This is a genomic window from Bordetella petrii (assembly GCF_000067205.1).
Taxonomy (GTDB): domain Bacteria; phylum Pseudomonadota; class Gammaproteobacteria; order Burkholderiales; family Burkholderiaceae_B; genus Bordetella_A; species Bordetella_A petrii.
Window position 1 is genome coordinate 1,556,298 of record NC_010170.1, and the last position, 20,480, is coordinate 1,576,777.

A 20,480-nucleotide genomic window follows, 5' to 3' on the forward strand; every position below is an offset into this window, starting at 1 on the left:
TTTCAGTCGTTGAACGGATCGTTCGGGTCGTGCGGATCGATCCGCTGACCGCTGGACGAATACAGGCCAAAGCCTGCCTCGCCGTTTCGCAGTTCGTCCGGTTGCGTCCAGCGATCATCATCGACCGTCGAATTGCTGGCCGTCCATGCTGCGGCAACCCCAACCAGAAGCACCAACGCCAGCCAGAACGCGGCGTAGAACAGCAATCCCAGCGCGACCAGCTTCACTACCCATACGAGCACGGTGGCCCCGGCAAGCGGCATCCCCTTGGAGGCGAGCCAACACGACAACCTTCGCTCGCCGCGCGCATAGGCGCGCCATCCACGGCCAACGCTGCGGCCGAGGCGTTCTGCGGTGCTGATGCGGGTTGTCGTGTTCATGGTCGTCTCCTGCTACATGAGGAATGCCTATTCCAGTTTGCTCCAATCCTGCTTGCTTGCCTGCACCAATACGTTCCAATCGTCTGGCGGATTTCCACGTCCGAGCATTTTCTCGAACACGGCATAGGGATCTGACTTGCTCCCCGAAGACCGCAAGGTCTGCTCATCATTGACCCAGGCGTACACGATGACCTTGGCCTTCGAGTCGTACCGGAAGAACAACCGGAACCGCCTTCCGATCTTGGCCCGTCGCCAGTGCCGGTGGGCGGGCCCCAGGGTGTTGCCCTGGCGGTACTCGTCGCGTGCCGGATCACCGGGCACCACATCTAATATCAACTGATTCAAGGCCCTGAAGAGCTTGACGTTGGCGTTGGACTCGAAGCCCTCCGGGTCGTTCTCTTGCGCGCGCCGTGCGGCTCCGTGCAGTTTTTGCAACTGCTCGATCACACAGTCGTGGAACAGCAATGCCCAGCCATGCCGTTGCATCAGAGTTCCACTTCGCCGTCGATCTCCTCGCCCAGGTTCACGCTATGACCTGCATGCTCCAGCATGGCACGAGCCAAGTCCTCGGGCAGGCCCTGGACATTCCGACCAGCCTCGATGTCGCGGGCCAGCAGGCTCAGGAACGCGCCGATGGCGGGGTCCTCGTGCTCGGCGTCAACGCGGGTGACAACGACTTCGCTGCCCCGCAGGTCGAACGCGAGCTTGCCGCCGGCATCGACACCGAGCGCCTGCCGGATGGGCTTGGGCAGCGTGATCTGGCCTTTGGACGTCAGCGTGGCAACTTCATGAATGGCAGGCATGGTGGTTCTCCTGATAGCGACACCACTATGGTAAGGAAATTTCCTTACCGTGTCAATGTTAGCCCTCATGATGCTCTCCAGAGTCCAAGAATCGGGCCATCGTATGGGGGGGAACAGCGAGCCTTCACGCACCAATCCGGCTCGCTGCAACCCGCATTGGTGGTGGACGGCAAGCGCACGCCGCCCTATATCCAAATGGTTAAAGGCCAAAGGGCCGAAAGGGCAATGGAAGGGGCTGCAAGGGGAAAGGCCCTACCTCGAAAAGGCAAAAGGCCTCCCGGTCGGCCCGCCACTAGGACACCCACATGCTCTCTCTGTTCCAGCGAAAACGGCCCGTGGTCGCTTCTGCTCCGTCGCCAGCGCCCTCCAACGACCTCCCGAAAGGGCGGCTGCGGCCCGAGTCGGCCGCCTCGCTGCTGGCGACACCGCGCCGGCAGAAGCTACTGGAACACATCTGGCAGCGCACGTCGCTGTCGCGCAAGCAGTTCGCCACCCTCTATCGCGCACCGCTGGAGCGCTACGCCGAGCTGGTCCAGCGGTTTCCCGCCTCGGAGGCCCATCACCATGCGTACCCCGGCGGCATGCTGGACCACGGACTGGAGATCGTTGCCTACGCCCTCAAGCTGCGTCAATCGCACCTGCTCCCGGCCGGCAGCACCCCGGAGGACCAGGCCGCGCAATCCGAAGCCTGGACCGCCGCCGTCGCCTACGCGGCCTTGCTGCACGACGTCGGCAAGCTCGCCGTCGATCTCCACGTCGAGCTGGCCGACGGCAGCACGTGGCACCCTTGGCACGGCCCCCTGCGCCAGCCGTACCGCTTCCGCTACCGCGAGGACCGCGAGTACCGCCTCCATAGCGCCGCAACGGGCTTGCTCTACCGCCAACTGCTGGACGCCCAGCTTCTGGACTGGCTCAGTGGCTACCCCGCCCTTTGGGGGCCGTTGCTCTACGTCCTGGCTGGCCAGTACGAGCACGCCGGGGTGCTGGGCGAGCTGGTCGTGCAGGCCGACCGCGCCTCCGTCGCCCAAGATCTGGGCGGCGATCCGGCGCGCGCCATGGCCGCGCCCAAGCATGCGCTACAGCGCAAACTGCTGGACGGGTTGCGCTATCTGCTCAAGGAAGAGTTGAAGCTGAACCAGCCCGAGGCCTCTGATGGCTGGCTCACCGAGGACGCACTATGGCTGGTGAGCAAGACGGTTTCCGACAAGCTGCGCGCGCATCTGCTGTCCCAAGGTATTGACGGCATTCCCGCGAACAACACCGCCGTGTTCAACGTGCTGCAGGATCACGGCATGTTGCATCCCACGACGGACGGCAAAGCAGTCTGGCGCGCGACCGTGACCAGCGCGACCGGGTGGTCCCACTCGTTCACTCTGTTGCGCCTCGCTCCCGCGCTGATATGGGAACCAGGCGAACGGCCCGTTCCTTTCGCTGGGACGGTGGCGATCGACGCCGTACCCAACGATAAGTCGGTCGCCCAGCCGGCAGCCGTCGCGGAAACGACCCAGGAAGGCCAAGAAGCGCCACCATGGGAAAGCAGCAGCGTCGCGGTACCGTCGCCCGCGACTCAAACAGTACCCGACGTGTTGGAGGACATGCTGGCGATGGTGGGAATGGGCAATTCGTCCGGCACGCAGCAGGATGAGGAGGCCACCTCGCATGCGGCCGACGCAACACCATCCGAAGCCCCTATGCCAGCGATGGCTGCAGCTTCACCACCATCGCCTGTGCCCCCGGCTGCGCCATCGTCCGCTACTGCGCAGCCATCCGGCGAGCATTTCATGGCATGGCTGAAGCAGGGAATCGTTTCGCGCCGGCTCATCATCAATGATGCGAAAGCGCTCGTGCATACCGTGAGCGACACGGCTTACCTGGTCAGCCCAGGCGTGTTCCAGCGATACGCACGAGAGCACCCGCAGGTAGGCATGCTTGCTAAGCAAGAGAGCCAGCAGGATTGGCAATGGGTGCAAAAGCGTTTCGAGAAATTGCAGTTGCACCGCAAACACATCAATGGCCTAAACGTCTGGGCGTGCTCCGTTACAGGATCGCGCAAGTCACGCCAGTTGCACGGCTATCTCCTTCGTGATCCGCTGCCCTTATTCGGCAAAGTACCGCCGAATAATCCTTACTTGTCAATCTTGCAAAGCATTTAGCGCGCAACAAGGAACAAATACGGTCTGCAACCCATGGAAGCGAATGAGATAAAGCAGCGGGTCAGACGAGGAATAGATATCTTCATGAAAATATATGGGAAGCACGATGAGGATTAACCATTTCCTGCGCACTGTTTCACCGTCCAACAGGCCTAGCTGACTAATGTGCTGGGCCAGGGGTATTTGTTGATTGTGCGACCGACGCACGAGTGTTGGTTCAGGGCGATGGATACGTCGGCTGAGCACGTCGAAGCAGTGTTCTGTCGGTTCACGGTTGAGCCGACGGCAGGCCGGTGCTCTCAATTTTTTTTGACCATTTTCACGACTTGAGCCGGCGTTATGCCGTCCTCGATGACGGCATGGAATTCAGCCTGGTGCCTTGGCGACCGGTGATTGAACAGCGGCTGGGGCAGCGGATCGTCGCGACGGCGCGTGGTGGCGGTGTGTCGTGGAAGATCGGGCGGCAGCGATCCTCCCAATCGTAGATACTTGGCTTGCTTAGTCTCGGCGTTTTTTATTTAGGCTCTGGTCTTGTAAAACGGCTGGGGGATTTGCCGAATAGCTGTTTAAAGGCATGAGTAAATGCCGAAGGCGTGGAATAGCCAATTGTTAATGCCACCTCTGTCACTGTAATGTCTGACCTCAACATTTCAAGCGAGCCAAGAAGCCGCATGCGTTGTCGCCATGTGTGATACGGCAAACCCGTAGCCCGCAGGAAATGTCGAGTAAATGTACGTGACGACATGCGAGCAAGACCTGCGGACTCATCGAGTGTATGGGCTAGATGTGGGGCGCTCTGAATTGTCAAGCAAACTTCAAGTAGTCTAGGTTCAGTAGGGAACGGCAGATTAAACGGGGCATCCGGCAGCGATTGCAACGAATCTAGCAGCACTTTAACCTTTCGTCCGTCTGCACCGTCTTCATCATACTTAACAGGTATAGATGTACAGCCGTGATGGATGAATGCACGGACAAACTCATCCACCATTACCACCCGTGGCTCTTGATCTTGTATGGCTACAGCAGTTGGTTCGATATACAAACTTTCCAACTCGACCTCTTCGCCAATCCATAGGGTATGAACACAGACCACTTCGGATCGATCTGATTCATCGGTTTTTTAATCGTTAATCGCACCAACCACATGGGAATTGCTCCTTTCGAATGATTTAAACAATGGTCATGCCGCCATCGGCTACAATCACGGCTCCTGTCACAAAGGAAGACTCATCCGATGCAAGGAAGAGAGCCACATTGGCAATCTCCTCCGGTTGCGCTCCCCGGCCAAGGGGAGTTGCTTCCGAAGCCACCTTATCCACTTCAGGGAGTAGATCTTCCATGGCCTTTGTCATCAGTGTGATGACATACCCCGGAGCGATGGCATTGGCCCGAATTCCCTTTTTAGCATACGTAGCAGCCAGATGTCGGGTAAAGGAGATAATGGCTCCTTTGGAAGCGGTGTAGGAAGGTCCCCCCGGGCTGTTAATCAGACCCGCCGTAGATGATGTGTTGATGATTGTTCCGCCGCCCGCTTTGAGAAGCTCGGGAATTCCGTACTTCACCACAAGAAACATGCCTTTCGTGTTCACATTTTGGATCTTTTCCCACTCTTCCACACTGAGCTCATGGGCTAGAATCATGAAATTTTTATGGGCAATGCCTGCGTTATTGTACAACGTGGTCAGTTTTCCAAAAGTATCCACCGTTTTTTGGATGGCCCCCTTCACCTGCTCTTCATTGGAGACATCGCAGCGGATGGCGATGGCTTCACCCCCTGTCTCTTTTACAAGACGAGCCGTCTCTTCAATCCCCTTTTCGTCTACATCAACCACGGCCACTTTTGCTCCTTCACGGGCAAAAACCACTGCGGCAGCCCGCCCTTGTCCCCCAGCGGCCCCGGTAATGAAAGCCACCTTGTTTTCCAATCGTTTCGTCATTTTTTCTTTCCTCTTTAAACTTTTTTTCATCCATATATAGGTTAAGAACCCCAGGGGGCTATCCCCCTGAAAACATAGTTTTTAGAAAAAGACCGCCAGGTTATCCATTCCCAGGGTGCTTTGGTCCAGCAAAATCTTCCTGGACTTAAGCTTTAACCCTTGTTCCGTTCGAATCAGCGTATCATTGCGGACGCAAGTCATGAGATAGTAATCGGGTTCATTACTACGGCTCCGAGCTAACAGCAGGTAACTCCTTACCTTCCATTCATTCTCCGTCTCCTGCTCGATACGCACATTGTCGATAAACCTCCGCGTCCGGGAAGGAGGATCTTCCGCCCAGGCAAATTCCGTCTCCAATCGTTCAACGCGTTTCTTCAAGGAGGCATAATTCTCCTCGAAGTGATACATGTTCTCCACAAAACCCTCTCCGTGAACGCGCTCCCGCGTTGTCCGGATGGGCATCACGTAGCGAATCTCCTGACACAACATGGATAACCATGCCCGGAAATCCCCATTGTCCAAAACCTCAGCTTCTTTTTGCAAAAAATCTAAGACTTCGAAATAGGTGGGATCCCCCAACTTAATACTGGTAGCCTGCATTTTCACTCCTCCTTTACAATTTTTACAATGCGTTGTAGAGGATTATTCGGACATCAACTTTTCCCATTGGCGCCAAATGTTCAATTGGTTCGCCTCGCTGTAGTCCCCCTGATAAACGGTACCGGGACCCGGCCAATCCCCTTGCTCTGGCTTACGGTCAATGCCCATGCGATAAATAAACTTCAGATTCCTCGATGCGATGTATCCTTTCGTAACCCGGGTAATGCCCTTCCACATTTCCGCATCATCCTGCTCCAGCATGCCGCTCGTGCCAAAGGTGCGCACATAAGTCTCCCTGGCCAACGCCTTCCACTCGTCGGAAGCCTCTTTTTCAGTGAGGACCCAGGAGAAGACCACGGATAGGAAATTCAACCGCATGAGGCCAAGTATGACGGATAGGAAATTCAACCGCATGAGGCCAAGTATGGCACGAACGGATAGGAAATTCAACCGCATGAGGCCAAGTATGGCACGAGTTTTGGGCCTCGAAACACGTTCGGCCAAGGAAGGTTGAGCGCTCGCTTGCCGCTCAATGGCAAGAGCTTGGGAGGCAGTATGCATTTGGGCCTGGCGCGCGTGCAGCTGCTTCCCCGCAGCGATGGATACCGCCGCTTCACTGGGTCACCAATTGACGCGCTGGTCTACCTCGTCGGGTTGAGCTGCCAGATCCCAATCCGGCTCGCCTTGCGCACCATCATCCACCGGCGCGTCGCAGCCCTCCCACAGCGGTGGCCCGCGTGCCGGGGTGATGTGCGGGGGGGCAGACTCCACCCCGATGTGGTTCAGGATGTGGCGGATTTCGGCGCTGTGGGTGATGAAGGCAATGATGCGCATCTGCCCACCGCACATGGGGCACAGCAGCGGAAATGCCTCGTAGATGCGGGCAATCAGCACCGCCCACAAGTAATGCGCCGCTCGCTTCGGGCGTGCTTCAGGTTCGGGTGTGGGTGTGGCCGCGTTGCCCGGCGCCGCCACCCCAGGTACGCCCGCGCCAGGTTGTGCAGTCTCCACCGTGGCTGGTTGCGACGCAGCAGGCTGGGCCAGCGCCGTTACCGCCGCCCTGAGCGGCGAGTTGGGTGCCAGCACACCAAAGTAGCGGTGCCGGTGGGTGCGTGGCGGTGGCACCAGCGCGGCGATGCGGTCGATCAGCTCCAGCGGTGTGAGGTGCAGCTCATCAACCTTGGCACCGCGCTTGTCGCTGGTGGGTTCGCTGCGCTGCTTGCCGCAGCGGTACACCAGTTTGCTTCCCTCTTTGCGCAGCCTGTCCATCGCAAAGGGTGGGCGGGCGCAATAGCGCAAGAGCCGCTCAAGGCCTGGACGGTCGTGGGATTCAATGCACACCCCGGCATCCACCGAGAAACCGCTGTGTTTGTACCCCAGCATCTCTTTTGCCTCGAAGTTCTCCAGCAGCCCACGGCCCACAAAGGCGCGCAGGATACGTTTTTGCAGTGTGGTCTGCACTTGTGCCACGGGTGTCGCATCGATGCCGGTGGCAGGGTGGAATACGACACCTGACGCAGAGACTTGCATTGCGGCATCAGCGCTGCCCTCGCCTGCCACCTCCTCAAACACCCCGTCCACCACACAGACGTGGAAGTGGACGTGTTCGTTCAGGCTGGAGCCGAACCTGTGGATGAAGGCCACTGCGCCGATGTGCAGGCTTTCCTTGTCTGCATTGGCCGCGCCAATGCAGTGCGCCTGCAGGCTTTGCGCAATCACCCGCAGGAAGATGCGCAGCACCATATTGAGCACTGGCCCGTCGCGCTGCATGAAGTAACGAAGCCGCTTGGGAACCGACAGCACCCACTGGCGCACCGGCAGGCGGGGGAATACGTGATCGTTCAGGTGCGCTGCTGTCTCCACCATGCGCCGGGTGGTGCACGAGGGGCAGACTCCCCGGCCTTTGCAGGAGAAGGCTACAAAGTAGTCGTGCCCACAGTCGCCGCAGCGAGCGCGGGCAAAGCCATGGGCAAAGATGCCGCACTCAAGATACTTGGCAAACGCTTTGCGCACGAAGGGCTTGGGGGTGTGGTGGTCGCCCTGGCCGTCGAACTGACCCGCGCTGGCCAACTCTAGCCAGGTCTCGTAGTGCTCGGCTACCGTTTGGTACAGCAGCGTGCGTTCGGGGTGGCGTGGGTTGTAGAGCTTGGGCTTGGAAGTGGCTGACATGAATGCTGTACAAATGCACAGTATTCTGCGGCGATTGTTTGGGTACGCAAAGCACAAGGCCCGAACCGTCGCCAGTTCGGGCCTTGTCAGGGTAGCTTGGCTGCGGACTTACTTGCGCGCAGGCGGCACATCCGTGCAGCTGCCATGCGCCACTTCCGCCGCCATGCCGATGCTCTCGCCCAGCGTCGGATGCGGGTGGATGGTCTTGCCGATGTCCACTGCGTCCGCACCCATCTCGATAGCCAGCGCGATCTCTCCGATCATGTCGCCCGCGTGGGTGCCGACCATGCCACCGCCCAAGATCTTGCCGTGGCCCCGGCCAGCATGGCCGTCTCCTGATCCTGCTTCGGGGCTGTCGTCGAACAGCAGCTTGGTGACGCCTTCATCGCGGCCGTTGGCAATGGCGCGGCCCGAGGCACTCCACGGGAACAGGCCCTTCTTGACCTTGATGCCCTGGGCCTTGGCCTGGTCTTCGGTGAGGCCGACCCACGCCACTTCGGGGTCGGTGTAGGCCACGCTGGGGATCACGCGGGCATTGAAGGCGGCGCTGGCCAGCTCCTTGTTGCCTTGCAGTTCACCGGCAATCACTTCCGCCGCCACATGCGCCTCGTGCACCGCCTTGTGCGCCAGCATGGGCTGGCCGACGATGTCGCCGATGGCGAAGATGTGCGGCACGTTGGTGCGCATCTGGATGTCGACGTTGATGAAGCCGCGGTCTGTGACGGCCACGCCGGCCTTTTCAGCGGCAATCTTCTTGCCGTTGGGCGTGCGGCCCACGGCCTGCAGCACGAGGTCGTACATCTGGGGCGCGGGGGCGGTCCCACCCTCTTCCGCTGCGGCAAACGTCACCTCAATGCCTTCGGGTGTGGCCTTGGCGCCCACCGTCTTGGTCTTGAGCATGATGTTGTCGAAGCGCTTGGCGTTCATCTTTTGCCAGATTTTGACCAGGTCGCGGTCGGCGCCCTGCATCAGGCCGTCCATCATCTCGACCACGTCCAGGCGCGCGCCCAGCGTGCTGTACACCGTGCCCATTTCCAGGCCGATGATGCCGCCGCCCAGGATCAGCATGCGTTTGGGCACTTCCTTGAGCGCCAGGGCGCCGGTGGAGTCGACCACGCGCGGATCGTCGGGCATGAAGGGCAGGCGCACGGCCTGGCTGCCGGCGGCGATGATGGCTTTTTTGAAAGCGATGACCTTCTTGGTGCCGGTTTTGTCCTGGCCGGTGCCGGTGGTTTCTTCCACTTCAAGGTGGTTGGCACCGACGAAAGCGCCGTAGCCGCGCACCGTGGTCACCTTGCGCATCTTGGCCATCTGGGCCAGGCCGCCGGTGAGTTTGCCGATGACCTTTTCCTTGTGGCCGCGCAGCTTGTCGATGTTGACCACCGGTGCGCCAAAGTCCACGCCCAGGTCGGCCATGTGGCTGACCTCGTCCATGACGGCCGCCACATGCAGCAGCGCTTTACGTGACGGGCCGCACCGCTGCGCACGTCCTCGGCAAGCACTTTCACACCCACTTCCATCGACGAGCGGCCGGTATGGTTGATGCTGGCCAGAAAGGTCACGAGCTCGCCGACATGAATGGGTTCGCGAAACACCACCTGATCGACGCTGCGCGTCACCACATACTGACCCGACCAGCGGCTGGCGCAGGCGTAAGCTACCTGATCGAGCAGCTTAAGAATCGTGCCGCCATGAACATTGCCTGCGAAGTTGACTGTGTCTGGTGTCATCAGCACGGTCATCGCGGTCTGGTGGCGCGGCAGGTCCATCGGCTTGAGTCGGGCCGCTCACCCGTGGCGACGCGTCGGTGCGCGCAGCGTCACGATTTCTTCGGCCGCGGTCGGGTGTACCGGAAGCACGGCGTCGAACTGTGCTTTTGTCGCACCCATTTGCAGCGCTATGCCCGCCAACTGAATCATCTCGGCGGCCTCCGGGCCGACGATGTGGACGCCGAGCACGCGATCGCTAGCGCGATCCACGATCACCTTGATGAGCATGTGTCCGGGTTGGGCGGACATTGCGTGCTTCATCGGCTTGAAGCGCGCCTCGTAGACGTCGATCGCACCGAAGCGGGCCGCCGCGCCCTCTTCGCCGAGGCCGACCGTGGCCGCCTCGGGCGTGGTGAACACGGCGGTAGGAATCAGATCGTGGGCGACCGGCACCTTGCGGCCACCGAACAGGGTATCGGCCAGCGCGTGGCCTTCGCGCACGGCGGCCGGGGTCAGCAAAGCCCGTGCAGTGACGTCGCCGATAGCGTAAACGCCCGCCACCGAGGTCTGCGACCACTCGTCGACGACGATCGCGCCGCTCGCGGTGGTGGCCACACCGACTTGTTCCAGATTCAGCTCGCGTGTGTTGGGCTGGCGACCCGTGGCGCGCAGGACCGCATCGAAGGCGGCTGAACTGCCGTCAGACAACTTGGCCTGAATGCTGCCATCGGCGTGGCGAGTGAGCCCCGTCACCGTGCAGCGTGGCACGATTGCCATGCCCGTTTCGAACAGGGCCTGCTGGAGATGTTCGCGCAGACCGTTGTCGAAGCCACGCAGCACGGTCGTGCCGCGCATCACCAGCGTGACCTGCGAGCCTAGGCGCTGCAAGAGACACCCCAGCTCAAGTGCGATGTATCCTGCCCCCTGAACCAGAACGCGTGCTGGTTGCAAATGCCACTCGAAGAACGCGTCAGAGTCGCTCGCGAGTTCCGCGCCCGGCAGTTCCTCCGCGGTCGACGGCCGTGCTCCGGTCGCGATCAGGATGCGGCGGGCGCGGATAGCCTCACCGCTGCCTGCAAGGCGAACCACGCCACGGTCCTCGAGGGTCGCGCGGTCGTACAGAACGGATACACCCGCCTGCAACAGCCCATTGGTGTAGGCGGCCTCCAGGCGGCTAACCTCGGCAGCAATGTTGCTGCGCAAGCGCTCCCAATCAAATCGGCGCTCACCGACGGTCCAACCGAAGGCGGTGGCCACGTCGATCTCCTGCGAACAGCGCGAAGCCAGCACCATCAACTTCTTGGGCACGCAGCCACGGATGACACAGGTGCCGCCGATGCGTGACGACTCGGCCAATGCAACCCTTGCTCCGTGGCCCGCAGCAATGCGCGCCGCGCGCACACCCCCCGAACCACCGCCAATGACAAAGAGGTCGACCTCCTTCATGACAGGCCGACCATGACATGGGTGAGGAACCCAGGCCGTTTCGCCATGCGCTCGTACCACGCCTGCAGGTGCGGCTGCTTGGGCCGCTCGACATGTAGCTCGAACCATCTATAGACCGAGGGACCAAGCGCAAGATCGGCCAACGAAAGTGTCGGCCCGGCAACGAACTCGCGTTGAGCCAACGCCGCGTCGAGTAGCGACATCCAGCGTGCCGTTGCCGCACGGTGTTGTTCGACGACTTCCGGCTGGCGTTGATCTACAGGCGTGCGGACAATTGATTGAAACAAGGGCGTGATGCCGTTGTTCAGCGTCCCGAGCTGCCAGTCCATCCAGCAGTCCACCTCGCTTCGACGCGCAGGTTGCGGTGGGTACAAGGACTCGCCCCGCGTGTTGCCAAGGTAGCGAAGGATCGTATTCGACTCCCAAACCACGTGATTGCCATCGATCAGCGTGGGGACCACTCCGTTCGGGTTCAGTCGCAAATAGGTCTCCTCGCGGTTGCCGCCAAAGGCGCCACCGAAGTCCACCCGCTCACTCGGCAGAGCCAACTCAGCCAAGCACCACATGACCTTTTGAACATTGGATGAACTTGCCCGTCCCAGTACTTTCAGCATATCGTTACCTTTCCATGCGCTCAAATCTTTGGGACTGCCATGCCGCGCCGCACTGCGGCACGCTCGCCCACCGTGTCGAACCAGCGCTTGACGTGTGGCACCTGATTCCACGGCAATGCGTGCAGCTCGAAGCGGGCAATCCACGGATACGTGGCAATATCGGCGATCGTGTACTCGTCACCCGCGAGGTAGGTCGAGTGTGCGAGGTGGCCGTCGAGCACCCGGTAAAGGCGGTGTGTCTCTTTCGAGTAGCGCTGCAAACCGTAAGTCTGCTCGGGGGCGTAGCGTCGAAAATGGTGCGTCTGCCCGAAAGTTGGACCGACTCCGCCCATCTGGAACATCAGCCACTGGATCGCTTGCAGCCGCGCGACAGGATCGGCAGGCAGCAGTCGACCGGACTTCTCGGCCAGGTAGAGCAGGATCGCGCCGCTCTCAAACAACACCAGGCGCTGCCCGCAGGGACCGTCGCTGTCTTCGATTACCGGAATCTTGTTGTTGGGGTTGAGCGCCAGAAATTCGGGCGCGAACTGCTGGTCACGGCCGATGTCCACGGCGCGCAGCTCGTAGGGTAGGCCTAGCTCTTCGAGCGCAATGGAAATCTTGCGCCCGTTCGGCGTGGCCCAGGTGTGCAGCGTGATCATGTGAATGCCAGCCTTAAAGAATGAGGCACGCTTCCGCGAAAGACAGGCGCGGCTGGCGCGCCATCAGCTTGGTGGCGTCGCCGTAGCCTAGGCCGCACAGGAAGTTGGATTTCCAGCGGCCATCGGGGAAGAACTCTGCGTCCACCTTGTCGGTGGCAAAGCCGCTCATCGGGCCACAATCGAGCCCAAGCCCGCGCGCCGCCAGCATCATGTAGCCGCCCTGCAGCGAGCCGTTGCGAAACGCGGTGCTCGCGGCCAGTGCCGAATTGCCGCCAAACATGTCGCGTGCGGCGGGGTTGTGCCAGATGCGAGGCATCTCCTCATAGAAGCAGCTGTCGTAGGCCACGATGACCACGACCGGCGCGCTGCGGGTCTTCTCTACATTGCCGGGCATCAGGGCCGGCAGGAGCCTGGCCTTGGCTGATTCGGTGGTCAAGAAGACGAATCGCGCAGGCTGGCAATTCATCGATGTAGGCGCCATGCGCGTGATCTCGTACAACTCCTGCAATAGCGATTCGCCGACCGGCTTGTCGAGCCAGCCGTTCTGGCTGCGTGCTTCGGTAAACAGGGCGGCCCAGGCGGTGGGATCGATTCGGTGACTCATGGGGCTTGGTTCCTTTAGTTGATGGCGTAGTCGACTTGATGGCGCTGGACGCGCAGATCGCTCATCTCGCGCCGTACTCGTTGATGCTCCGGGTGATCGGCGTAGGCGGCCAGCGCAGCGCTCGACTCGAACTCGCTGTAGAGCACGACATCGAATGCGTAGTCGACATCACTCTGGTCGAGCCCCACCTCCAGGCGCAAAAGCCCGGGCACCTTGCCCCGGAGGCTCTCTAGGGCGTGCTTTACGATATGGCGATTCAGCTTTCGCTCAGCGGGCGTGCTGCCTTTGAGCTTCCACATCACAATGTGCTTGATCATGGTGGGCTTGGTTCAGGGTTGGGGTGGAAATCCGGCCTTCTGCGGCCAGAGATTCTCGAAGGGGTGAACGAGGGTCTGTGCGTACAGGCCGGCGCGGGTAAAGGGCTCTGCGTCGAGCCAAACTTGCGCTGCCGCCGCGTTGGCGAATTCGATCACGAGCAGGCTGCCGACCCCGTGCTGGCCACCTGCCGACAGCAGCGGCCCGGCGAACGCGATGCGATCGGCCACCTGGGCCAGGTAGGCCTTGTGCCTGGGGCGCACCTCGGCCCGCAGCGCCTCGGTGCCAGGCCTGTCGAGCAGGTGCAGAACGTAGATCATGCTACGGATACGGATAGGAAATTCAACCGCATGAGGCCAAGTATGGCACGAGTTTTGGGCCTCGAAACACGTTCGGCCAAGGAAGGTTGAGCGCTCGCTTGCCGCTCAATGGCAAGAGCTTGGGAGGCAGTATGCATTTGGGCCTGGCGCGCGCGCAGCTGCTTCCCCGCAGCGATGGATACCGCCGCTTCACTGGGTCACCAATTGACGCGCTGGTCTACCTCGTCGGGTTGAGCTGCCAGATCCCAATCCGGCTCGCCTTGCGCACCATCATCCACCGGCGCGTCGCAGCCCTCCCACAGCGGTGGCCCGCGTGCCGGGGTGATGTGCGGGGGGGCAGACTCCACCCCGATGTGGTTCAGGATGTGGCGGATTTCGGCGCTGTGGGTGATGAAGGCAATGATGCGCATCTGCCCACCGCACATGGGGCACAGCAGCGGAAATGCCTCGTAGATGCGGGCAATCAGCACCGCCCACAAGTAATGCGCCGCTCGCTTCGGGCGTGCTTCAGGTTCGGGTGTGGGTGTGGCCGCGTTGCCCGGCGCCGCCACCCCAGGTACGCCCGCGCCAGGTTGTGCAGTCTCCACCGTGGCTGGTTGCGACGCAGCAGGCTGAGCCAGCGCCGTTACCGCCGCTCTCAGCGGCGAGTTTGGTGCCAGCACACCAAAGTAGCGGTGCCGGTGGGTGCGTGGCGGTGGCACCAGCGCGGCGATGCGGTCGATCAGTTCCAGCGGTGTGAGGTGCAGCTCATCTGCCTTGGCACCACGCTTGTCACTGGTGGGCTCGCTGCGCTGTTTGGCACAGCGGTACACCAGTTTGCTTCCCTCTTTGCGTAGGCGCTCGATGGAAAATGGTGGACGCGCGCAATAGCGCAGCAGCCGCTCCAGCGCAGCGCGGTCGTGGGCTTCGATGCAGACACCGGCGTCCACCGAGAAGCCGCTGTGTTTGTAGCCCAGCATGTCTTTGGCGTCACAGTTCTCCAGCAGGCCCCGAGCAACGAAGGCGCGCAGGATACGTTTTTGCAGTGTGGTCTGCACTGGGGCCACGGTAGCCGCATCGATGCCGGTGGCCGCGTGAAAGATGACACCCGGCGATGAGATTCGAGGGGTCGCATCAGCATCGCCCTCGCCCTCCACTTCCTCAAACACCCCGGCCAGGGCAGCGTGGTAGCGCCTGGCCAGGTGCTGGCGCCGCTGCAGGAACTGCGACAGGCGCTGCAGTTGCACCAGGCCCAGGGCGGCGGCGATGTCGGTCAGGTTGTACTTGAAGCCCGGGGCCACCACCTCGTAGTACCAGGCGGGCGTTTTGGAGGTGAAGCGGTCGAAGGCGTCGCGGCTCATGCCGTGCAGGCGCATCACGCGCATGCGCTCGGCCAGGCCCGGGTCGCGCGTGACGGCCATGCCGCCCTCGCCGGTGGTGATGGTCTTGTTGGCGTAGAAGCTGAACACCGTCACGTCGGAGGCCAGCTGCCCCACCAGCGTGCCCTGCCAGGTGGTGGGCAGGGCATGGGCGGCGTCTTCGACCACCTTCAGGCCATGTTCGCGCGCGATGGCCAGGACGGCATCCATGCGGCAGGCCAGGCCCCCGTAGTGCACGGGCATGATGGCCTTGGTACGCGGGGTGATGGCGGCTCGGATCTTCTCGGGGTCTATGTTCAGCGTCACCGGGTCCACGTCGACCAGCACGGGGTCTGCGCCGAGGTAGCGCACTACCTCCACGGTGGCGGTGAAGGTCAGCGTGGGCGCGATCACCTCGTCGCCCGGGCCTATGCCCAGCGCCTCGAGCGCCAGGTGCAGCCCGGCCGTGGCGGAGTTGACGGCAACGGACTGCAGGCCGTCGCCGCCGAGGTAGGCGATGAAGGCCTCTTCGAAGGCGCGGGTCTTGGGGCCGGTGGTCACCCAGCCGGAGCGCAAGGCATCGGTGACGGCGGCGATCTCGGCGTCGCCGATGTCGGGGCGCGCGAAGGGCAGGAAGGTCGGCGTGGTTTCAGGCATGGTCATGTCGGTTTGACCGCCCAGGTCAGGCGGTGGGTGCGCAGCGCAGGCAGCAGGGAGGCTGCGCCTATCAGCGCCGCCGGCAGCCGCCGCGCGAGCGGCGGCGCCAGCGTGAGCCTGCGCGAATGCAGCAGGGCGCCGGGGAACAGCGTCCGCAGCTCGGCCAGCGGCAGTCTGCGCACGTCGCGATTGTGCGGGTTGTCGACGACGAAGTCGTAGACCAGCACGCCACCGCCCGGCGCCACCCAGCGCCATAGCTGGCGCGCGAACTGCTGGCGGTAGCCGGGGTCGAGCAGAGAGCTGAAAACGGTGAAGGCCAGCACGGCCTGCTGGCTGGCCTCGGGTATGGGCGCGGCGCAGGCATCGCCCTGCAGGATGTGCACGCCGTTTGGCAGCAGGGCGCACGCGGCGTCCGCACGTTCGGGCAGCAGCTCGATGCCGGTGAGCTGCCGTGGCGTGGCGCCCAGGCGCAGCAGATCGAGCAGATTGCCCCCGCTGCCGCAGCCCACTTCGAGCAGGGGGCGGCCTGCCAGCCCGCTCCAGCCATGCACGCGCCAGATCCGGGCCATGGCGCGCAGGCGCTCCTGCTGGGCCTGCAGCGCCGCCGCATTGGCATACAGGCTGTATCGCAGTGCGTCGGCCTCGTTGTCGCGGCGCGCATAGCGGGCCTGGACGGCGCGGGTCTCGGGCGTATTCATCGCGTGATCCTCGCGAAGCGCGACGAGGGCGCGCGCGAACGCAGCATGTCCCACAGGCCGCGCCACGTGCCCCAGCCATAGCCGACGTGGAACGTCGTGATCACGGCCGGCAGTCGCCACAGTAGCCGCCAGGCGCTGGCCGCGCGCGCCGCGGCCATGCTGGCCAGCGCGAGATAGCCGCCATAGAGCACAAGCAGCGCCGCGGCGGGCCACGGTGTCCAGGGCAGCAGCAGCGCAGCGATGAACAGCGCGGCGACGAACAGTGCCGGCACGAGCTGGCGCAACGAGCCCGGCTGGCCATGCTTGCGCACCACGAAGGGCCGCCAGTAGCCGTACTGCCGCTGCTGGGCCAGGAGGTGGCGCAGCGAGTTGCGCGGGTGATAGACCGAGTGGATGGCGCCGCTTTGCCAGATGCGGCCGCCGGCCATGCGCAGGCGCAGGTTATGCTCGTCGTCCTGGTTGCGCACCAGCGCCTCGTCGAACAGGCCGAAGCGCGCGAACGCCTCGTGCCGCCAGCAGCCCAGGTATACGGTGTCGGCCTCGCCCTCGTAGCCGCGGTCGCGTGATCGCGCGCCGCCCACCACCCAGCGGCACTGGAAGGCCGCAGCGACGGCCTCGCCCATGGGGCCCGTGCCCTGAGCGACCCAGGGGCCGCCCACGTTGTCGGCGCCGCTGCGCTCCAGCGCCTCGATGCAGCGCGCCAGGTAGTCGGGCGCGAATCGGGTGTGGATGTCGAGCCGGGCGATCACCTCGCCGTTCGCCCGCGCGATGCAGGCATTGAGCCCGGTGGAGACGATGCGGCCAGGGTTGTCCACGCACACCAGCCGCGTGTCGCGCGCGTAGCGCTCCCGCAGGCGCTCGCGCGTGCCGTCGTCGCTGTCGCCATCGGCGATCAGCACCTCCATGCGCCAGCCTTCGGGCAGCTGCTGGCGCAGCACCGAGTCGCAGAAGGCGTCGATGAAGGCCGCCTCGTTGCGGCAGGGGGCGATGACGCTGAGCAGGCGGGGGACGGGGGTGGCGGTCATTTGAGCAGTTGCCGGTACAGCCGGTCGATCTGGTCCATCTGCGCCTTGCGGTCGCCGTCCAGCGCGATGCGCTCGGCGTTGCGGATGCCGATGCCGTGCATGTACGCATCGTCATCGGCGAGTCGCTGAAGCACGTCGGCCAGCGCACGCGCATCGCCCGCTGGCACCAGCAGGTCGGGGGCGATCCACTGCCGGTTGGCCGCCAGGTCGCTCGCCACCACCGCCAGGCCGCAGGCCATGCTCTCGAGCATGGCCACGGAGGTCGCGTCGCTCGCGGGCACGCTGACCGAGATTTTGCAGCGTGCCAGCACTGAGGCCATGCCCGCGTCGTCGAGGCGACCGTGGAACGCCACGCATTGCGCCAAGCCCCGTTCCTGTACCCGGGCGCGCAGCGCGGGTTCGAGCGAGCCGCCGCCCAGCAGGTGCAGCGTCAGCGGCGCACCGGGCAGCCGCTGGCGCAGCAGGGCGCAGGCATCGATCAGCGTGTCGATGTGGTAGTTGGGCTCCCAGGCGCGCAGGCTTACGATCTGCAGGCCGCTCTTGTTCTCCCAGGGCGCGGGTGCGAAGCGTGCGCGGTCCACGCCCCAGTGGATCTCGTGCACCGGCGCGCGAGGGCGGTACTGCCGCGCGGCCTCGACCAGGCTTTCCGAGTCACCGGTGACGAGGTCGGCGCGGCGCAGGATCCAGCCCGTGAGCCAGCGCATCCAGGGGCTGCGGTGCGGTGTCACGAGCAGGTCGCTGCCCCAGGCCGTCATCACGAGCGGGTGGCGGCCGCAGCGCGCTGCCAGGTAGCCGTAGGAGGTGAGATAGTGCGCGTGCACGATGTCAGGGGCCAGCGCGTGCACATGGCGCTGCGCCGCGCCCGCGCGCAGCAGCCAGTCGGTCTGGTGCCGCACGGGCGGCAGGATGCGCTGCTCCACGCCGTCGAGCGGCTCGGGCCGCGCCGTGACGAGCGATACGCGCCAGCCGCGCGCACGCATCTCCGTCGCCCAGCGCCGGGTGTGGGGGCTGTTGGCGTCACCCAGCAGGCACAGGTGGGGCGGCGTGTCAGCCATGGTTCTGCTCCGCGCGGGGTAGTTCGCCGGCCCAGGCTGCGTAGTGAGCGGCCAGCTCCGGGTGATGCGCTAGCAGGCGCGCATCGCCGGTGCGCACGTCCCCGATGGCGCGAGCGGGCGAGCCAGCGACGATGGCGAAGTCCGGCACCGCGCCGCGCACGCGGGAATGGGCGCAGACCACCACGCCCTTGCCGATGCGGCTGCCCGCCTCGATCACGCTGTGCGGGCCTATGAAGCTGTAGGCTCCGATCTCTATGGGCGCGCGCACGTAGCCGGGCATGTCGCCCGCGTGGCTAGCATAGGCGCGGCCGAGCAGCCGGATGCTGCGGTGCGAACTGTGCATGACGATGCTCACGAAATTGGTGATCTGCACGCCCTCGGCGATGCACAGCCCGGCCGTGGCGTCGAGGAAGTTGAACTGGCCGATGAACACATGGTCCGAGAGGTTCAGGCCTTGCTCGCCTTCTATGCAGGTGCTGGGCGCGATGCGGGTGTGCGGCAGGCGCTGGCCCGCGCGGCCTTGCTCGCCGAACACCATGCGGAAGAACAGCTGCCGCCAGAGCCGGCGGCGCCAACGGTTAAGCAAGGCTCTCATGGGGAATGGCGCTCCAGAACGCGAGGGCCTGGAAATAGTAGAGGAAGTACGCCGCCATGGCCGCCGACACGCCCCAGGCCGCGCCTGCGAGCCCGCCCCAGTGGAGCCCGGCCATCAGCCCGGCGAAGAACACCACCTGCCCGATGAGCGCGAGCCGCAGCGCCCAGGGCTGTGCGCGCCAGGCCAGCGTGACCACGGAGAGCGGCGAGGCGACGAAATGCAGCCCGATGTACAGGGCCAGGCCGCGTGCCAGCGTCCCCGTGTCCTTCCACTGCGCGCCGAAGGCCCAGGCGAACAGCTCCGGCCCCCACAGCAGCAGCATGGCGGCCAGGGGCATGGCCAGCAGCGCCAGCGCCAGCATGGAGCGGCGCACCAGGGAGCGGGCGTGGTCGGCGCTGCGCGCATGCGCCAGCTGCGGGTACAGCGCCTGCGACAGCGCCCCGCCCAGCAGCGTGGCGGGTGCCTTGAGGTAGCGCAGCGCCAGTGCCCAGAATCCGGCGGCCGCGTCGCCGGCCCAGGCGGCGATGAGCAGCAGCGTCAGCGTGTCCTGCAGCGCGCCGATGAAGGCATGCGGGGTGTTGTAGAGCGGGAAGTCGCGGTGGTGCACGGCCATGGCCTTCAAGCGCGGCAGCGGCTGGCGCCATATGCGCAGCCAGCCGCCCTGTGGCGCTGGCCGCGCCAGCAGCCAGGCGGCGCCCAGGCCTGCCGCAATGGGGCCGAGCAGCAGGCCTGCAGGCCCCGCCTTGAGCAGGCCCAGCAGCACCTGCAGCAGGGCGCCGCCGCCCTGTTGCACCAGGCGCGCGGCCGACAGCAGGCCGAAGCGCTGCGCGCGCGTAGCCCACAGGGTCAGCCACTGGGTGGCGCCAATGGCCAGCACGCCCGCCGGTAGCAGCCAGGCCAGGGCCAGGTCCTGCCACCGGAAAAGCGCCAGGGCCAGCAGGGCGGACGCTGCCGTGACGGCCAGCAGCAGGCGCGCGCACAGGGCCATGAGCAGAGCGGCGCCCAGGGGGGATTTTTCGAGCGGCAGGGCAAACTCGTAGCGCGCGCAGGCCACCACGGCCAGGTTGGTGGCCACGGCCCAGAGCAGGGTGTACTGGCCGAAGTCCGCGGGCGCGTACAGCCGCGTCAGCATCGGCCCCAGCAGCAGGGGCAGGGCGTGGGCCAGCACGCTGCCCGTCAGCAGCGTGAGCGTGGCGCGCAGCAGGCCGGGCGTCATGGGCTGGTCAGGCCGGCGGGCTACGGATAGGAAATTCAACCGCATGAGGCCAAGTATGGCACGAGTTTTGGGCCTCGAAACACGTTCGGCCAAGGAAGGTTGAGCGCTCGCTTGCCGCTCAATGGCAAGAGCTTGGGAGGCAGTATGCATTTGGGCCTGGCGCGCGCGCAGCTGCTTCCCCGCAGCGATGGATACCGCCGCTTCAC

The 20,480-nt window shown here is 63.9% G+C and carries 20 protein-coding genes and 5 pseudogenes; 2 read left to right on the top strand and 23 right to left on the bottom strand.

Annotated elements, in window-relative coordinates; genetic code table 11:
• Positions 1–2: 2 nt before the first annotated feature.
• From BPET_RS07630 to BPET_RS07640, 3 genes are read right to left on the bottom strand one after another with little or no spacing between them, the layout of a single operon-like run.
• Positions 3–380, bottom strand: a complete 378-nt coding sequence (locus BPET_RS07630) for a DUF3742 family protein (RefSeq protein WP_011489314.1) — start codon at positions 378–380, stop codon at positions 3–5.
• Positions 381–407: 27 nt separating this feature from the next.
• Positions 408–866 carry a type II toxin-antitoxin system YhaV family toxin gene (locus tag BPET_RS07635; protein WP_011489315.1) on the bottom strand — a complete coding sequence of 153 codons (459 nt, stop codon included), beginning with the start codon at positions 864–866 and terminating at the stop codon, positions 408–410.
• Positions 866–1,183: a type II toxin-antitoxin system PrlF family antitoxin gene (locus BPET_RS07640; protein WP_003290252.1), complete on the bottom strand. Its 318-nt coding sequence runs from the start codon at positions 1,181–1,183 to the stop codon at positions 866–868. Before BPET_RS07640 ends, BPET_RS07635 begins: the two co-directional genes overlap by 1 nt.
• 305 nt (positions 1,184–1,488) lie before the next feature.
• Between BPET_RS07640 and mobH the strand changes: the two genes are divergently transcribed.
• Positions 1,489–3,336 carry a MobH family relaxase gene (mobH, locus tag BPET_RS07645; RefSeq protein WP_012248437.1) on the top strand — a complete coding sequence of 616 codons (1,848 nt, stop codon included), beginning with the start codon at positions 1,489–1,491 and terminating at the stop codon, positions 3,334–3,336.
• 278 nt (positions 3,337–3,614) lie between these two features.
• Positions 3,615–3,821 (top strand): annotated as a pseudogene (locus tag BPET_RS25900) (DUF3363 domain-containing protein); the annotation flags it as partial.
• Positions 3,822–3,850: 29 nt separating this feature from the next.
• Here BPET_RS25900 and BPET_RS27490 read toward each other — a convergent pair.
• The 20 genes and pseudogenes from BPET_RS27490 to BPET_RS07735 all read right to left on the bottom strand — a co-directional run bounded on the left by BPET_RS27490 (position 3,851) and on the right by BPET_RS07735 (position 20,424).
• The gene (locus tag BPET_RS27490) at positions 3,851–4,324 is read right to left on the bottom strand and encodes a helix-turn-helix transcriptional regulator (protein ID WP_012248439.1); all 474 of its coding nucleotides are present in this window, start codon (positions 4,322–4,324) and stop codon (positions 3,851–3,853) included.
• 181 nt (positions 4,325–4,505) lie between these two features.
• The gene (locus tag BPET_RS07650; protein WP_012248440.1) at positions 4,506–5,273 is read right to left on the bottom strand and encodes an SDR family NAD(P)-dependent oxidoreductase; all 768 of its coding nucleotides are present in this window, start codon (positions 5,271–5,273) and stop codon (positions 4,506–4,508) included.
• An 81-nt stretch (positions 5,274–5,354) separates the two neighbouring features.
• Complete coding sequence (locus BPET_RS07655) at positions 5,355–5,873, bottom strand: aromatic-ring-hydroxylating dioxygenase subunit beta (RefSeq protein WP_012248441.1); 519 nt, start codon at positions 5,871–5,873, stop codon at positions 5,355–5,357.
• Positions 5,874–5,915: 42 nt separating this feature from the next.
• Positions 5,916–6,434 (bottom strand): SRPBCC family protein, encoded by a 519-nt coding sequence (locus BPET_RS07660; protein ID WP_081482992.1) that lies wholly within the window; start codon positions 6,432–6,434, stop codon positions 5,916–5,918.
• Between the two features lie 60 nt (positions 6,435–6,494).
• Positions 6,495–8,042, bottom strand: coding sequence for a transposase (locus tag BPET_RS07665; RefSeq protein ID WP_012248443.1), 1,548 nt, complete (start codon positions 8,040–8,042; stop codon positions 6,495–6,497).
• Between the two features lie 108 nt (positions 8,043–8,150).
• A pseudogene (locus tag BPET_RS07670) lies at positions 8,151–9,518 on the bottom strand (dihydrolipoyl dehydrogenase family protein); the annotation flags it as partial.
• Positions 9,494–9,811, bottom strand: a pseudogene (locus tag BPET_RS25910) (acyl-CoA thioesterase); the annotation flags it as partial. The pseudogenes BPET_RS07670 and BPET_RS25910, both read right to left, overlap by 25 nt.
• 18 nt (positions 9,812–9,829) lie before the next feature.
• Positions 9,830–11,197 carry a glutathione-disulfide reductase gene (gene gorA / locus BPET_RS07675; RefSeq protein WP_041862790.1) on the bottom strand — a complete coding sequence of 456 codons (1,368 nt, stop codon included), beginning with the start codon at positions 11,195–11,197 and terminating at the stop codon, positions 9,830–9,832.
• Positions 11,194–11,811: a glutathione S-transferase family protein gene (locus BPET_RS07680; RefSeq protein ID WP_041862791.1), complete on the bottom strand. Its 618-nt coding sequence runs from the start codon at positions 11,809–11,811 to the stop codon at positions 11,194–11,196. The genes gorA and BPET_RS07680 overlap by 4 nt, the downstream gene beginning before the upstream one ends.
• 20 nt (positions 11,812–11,831) lie before the next feature.
• Positions 11,832–12,452, bottom strand: a complete 621-nt coding sequence (locus BPET_RS07685; RefSeq protein ID WP_012248448.1) for a glutathione S-transferase family protein — start codon at positions 12,450–12,452, stop codon at positions 11,832–11,834.
• A gap of 13 nt (positions 12,453–12,465) precedes the next feature.
• On the bottom strand, positions 12,466–13,056 hold the full coding sequence (locus BPET_RS07690; protein WP_012248449.1) for a malonic semialdehyde reductase: 591 nt from the start codon (positions 13,054–13,056) through the stop codon (positions 12,466–12,468).
• A 14-nt stretch (positions 13,057–13,070) separates the two neighbouring features.
• Positions 13,071–13,373: a Dabb family protein gene (locus tag BPET_RS07695; protein WP_012248450.1), complete on the bottom strand. Its 303-nt coding sequence runs from the start codon at positions 13,371–13,373 to the stop codon at positions 13,071–13,073.
• Positions 13,374–13,385: 12 nt separating this feature from the next.
• Positions 13,386–13,691 carry a YciI family protein gene (locus BPET_RS07700; RefSeq protein ID WP_012248451.1) on the bottom strand — a complete coding sequence of 102 codons (306 nt, stop codon included), beginning with the start codon at positions 13,689–13,691 and terminating at the stop codon, positions 13,386–13,388.
• Positions 13,692–13,888: 197 nt separating this feature from the next.
• Positions 13,889–14,842, bottom strand: a pseudogene (locus BPET_RS27165) (IS91-like element ISCR8/ISPps1 family transposase); the annotation flags it as partial.
• Positions 14,843–15,691, bottom strand: a pseudogene (locus BPET_RS27170) (DegT/DnrJ/EryC1/StrS family aminotransferase); the annotation flags it as partial. It lies immediately after the preceding pseudogene.
• Entirely contained in the window at positions 15,688–16,383 is a 696-nt protein-coding gene (locus tag BPET_RS07715; RefSeq protein WP_041862792.1) for a class I SAM-dependent methyltransferase, read from the bottom strand. The pseudogene BPET_RS27170 and the gene BPET_RS07715, both read right to left, overlap by 4 nt.
• Positions 16,380–17,408 (bottom strand): glycosyltransferase family 2 protein, encoded by a 1,029-nt coding sequence (locus BPET_RS07720; RefSeq protein ID WP_012248453.1) that lies wholly within the window; start codon positions 17,406–17,408, stop codon positions 16,380–16,382. The genes BPET_RS07715 and BPET_RS07720 overlap by 4 nt, the downstream gene beginning before the upstream one ends.
• On the bottom strand, positions 17,405–18,463 hold the full coding sequence (locus BPET_RS07725; protein ID WP_012248454.1) for a glycosyltransferase: 1,059 nt from the start codon (positions 18,461–18,463) through the stop codon (positions 17,405–17,407). The genes BPET_RS07720 and BPET_RS07725 overlap by 4 nt, the downstream gene beginning before the upstream one ends.
• Positions 18,456–19,058 (bottom strand): acyltransferase, encoded by a 603-nt coding sequence (locus BPET_RS07730; RefSeq protein WP_012248455.1) that lies wholly within the window; start codon positions 19,056–19,058, stop codon positions 18,456–18,458. Before BPET_RS07730 ends, BPET_RS07725 begins: the two co-directional genes overlap by 8 nt.
• Positions 19,042–20,424 carry a lipopolysaccharide biosynthesis protein gene (locus BPET_RS07735; protein WP_012248456.1) on the bottom strand — a complete coding sequence of 461 codons (1,383 nt, stop codon included), beginning with the start codon at positions 20,422–20,424 and terminating at the stop codon, positions 19,042–19,044. The genes BPET_RS07730 and BPET_RS07735 overlap by 17 nt, the downstream gene beginning before the upstream one ends.
• Positions 20,425–20,480: the final 56 nt, after the last annotated feature.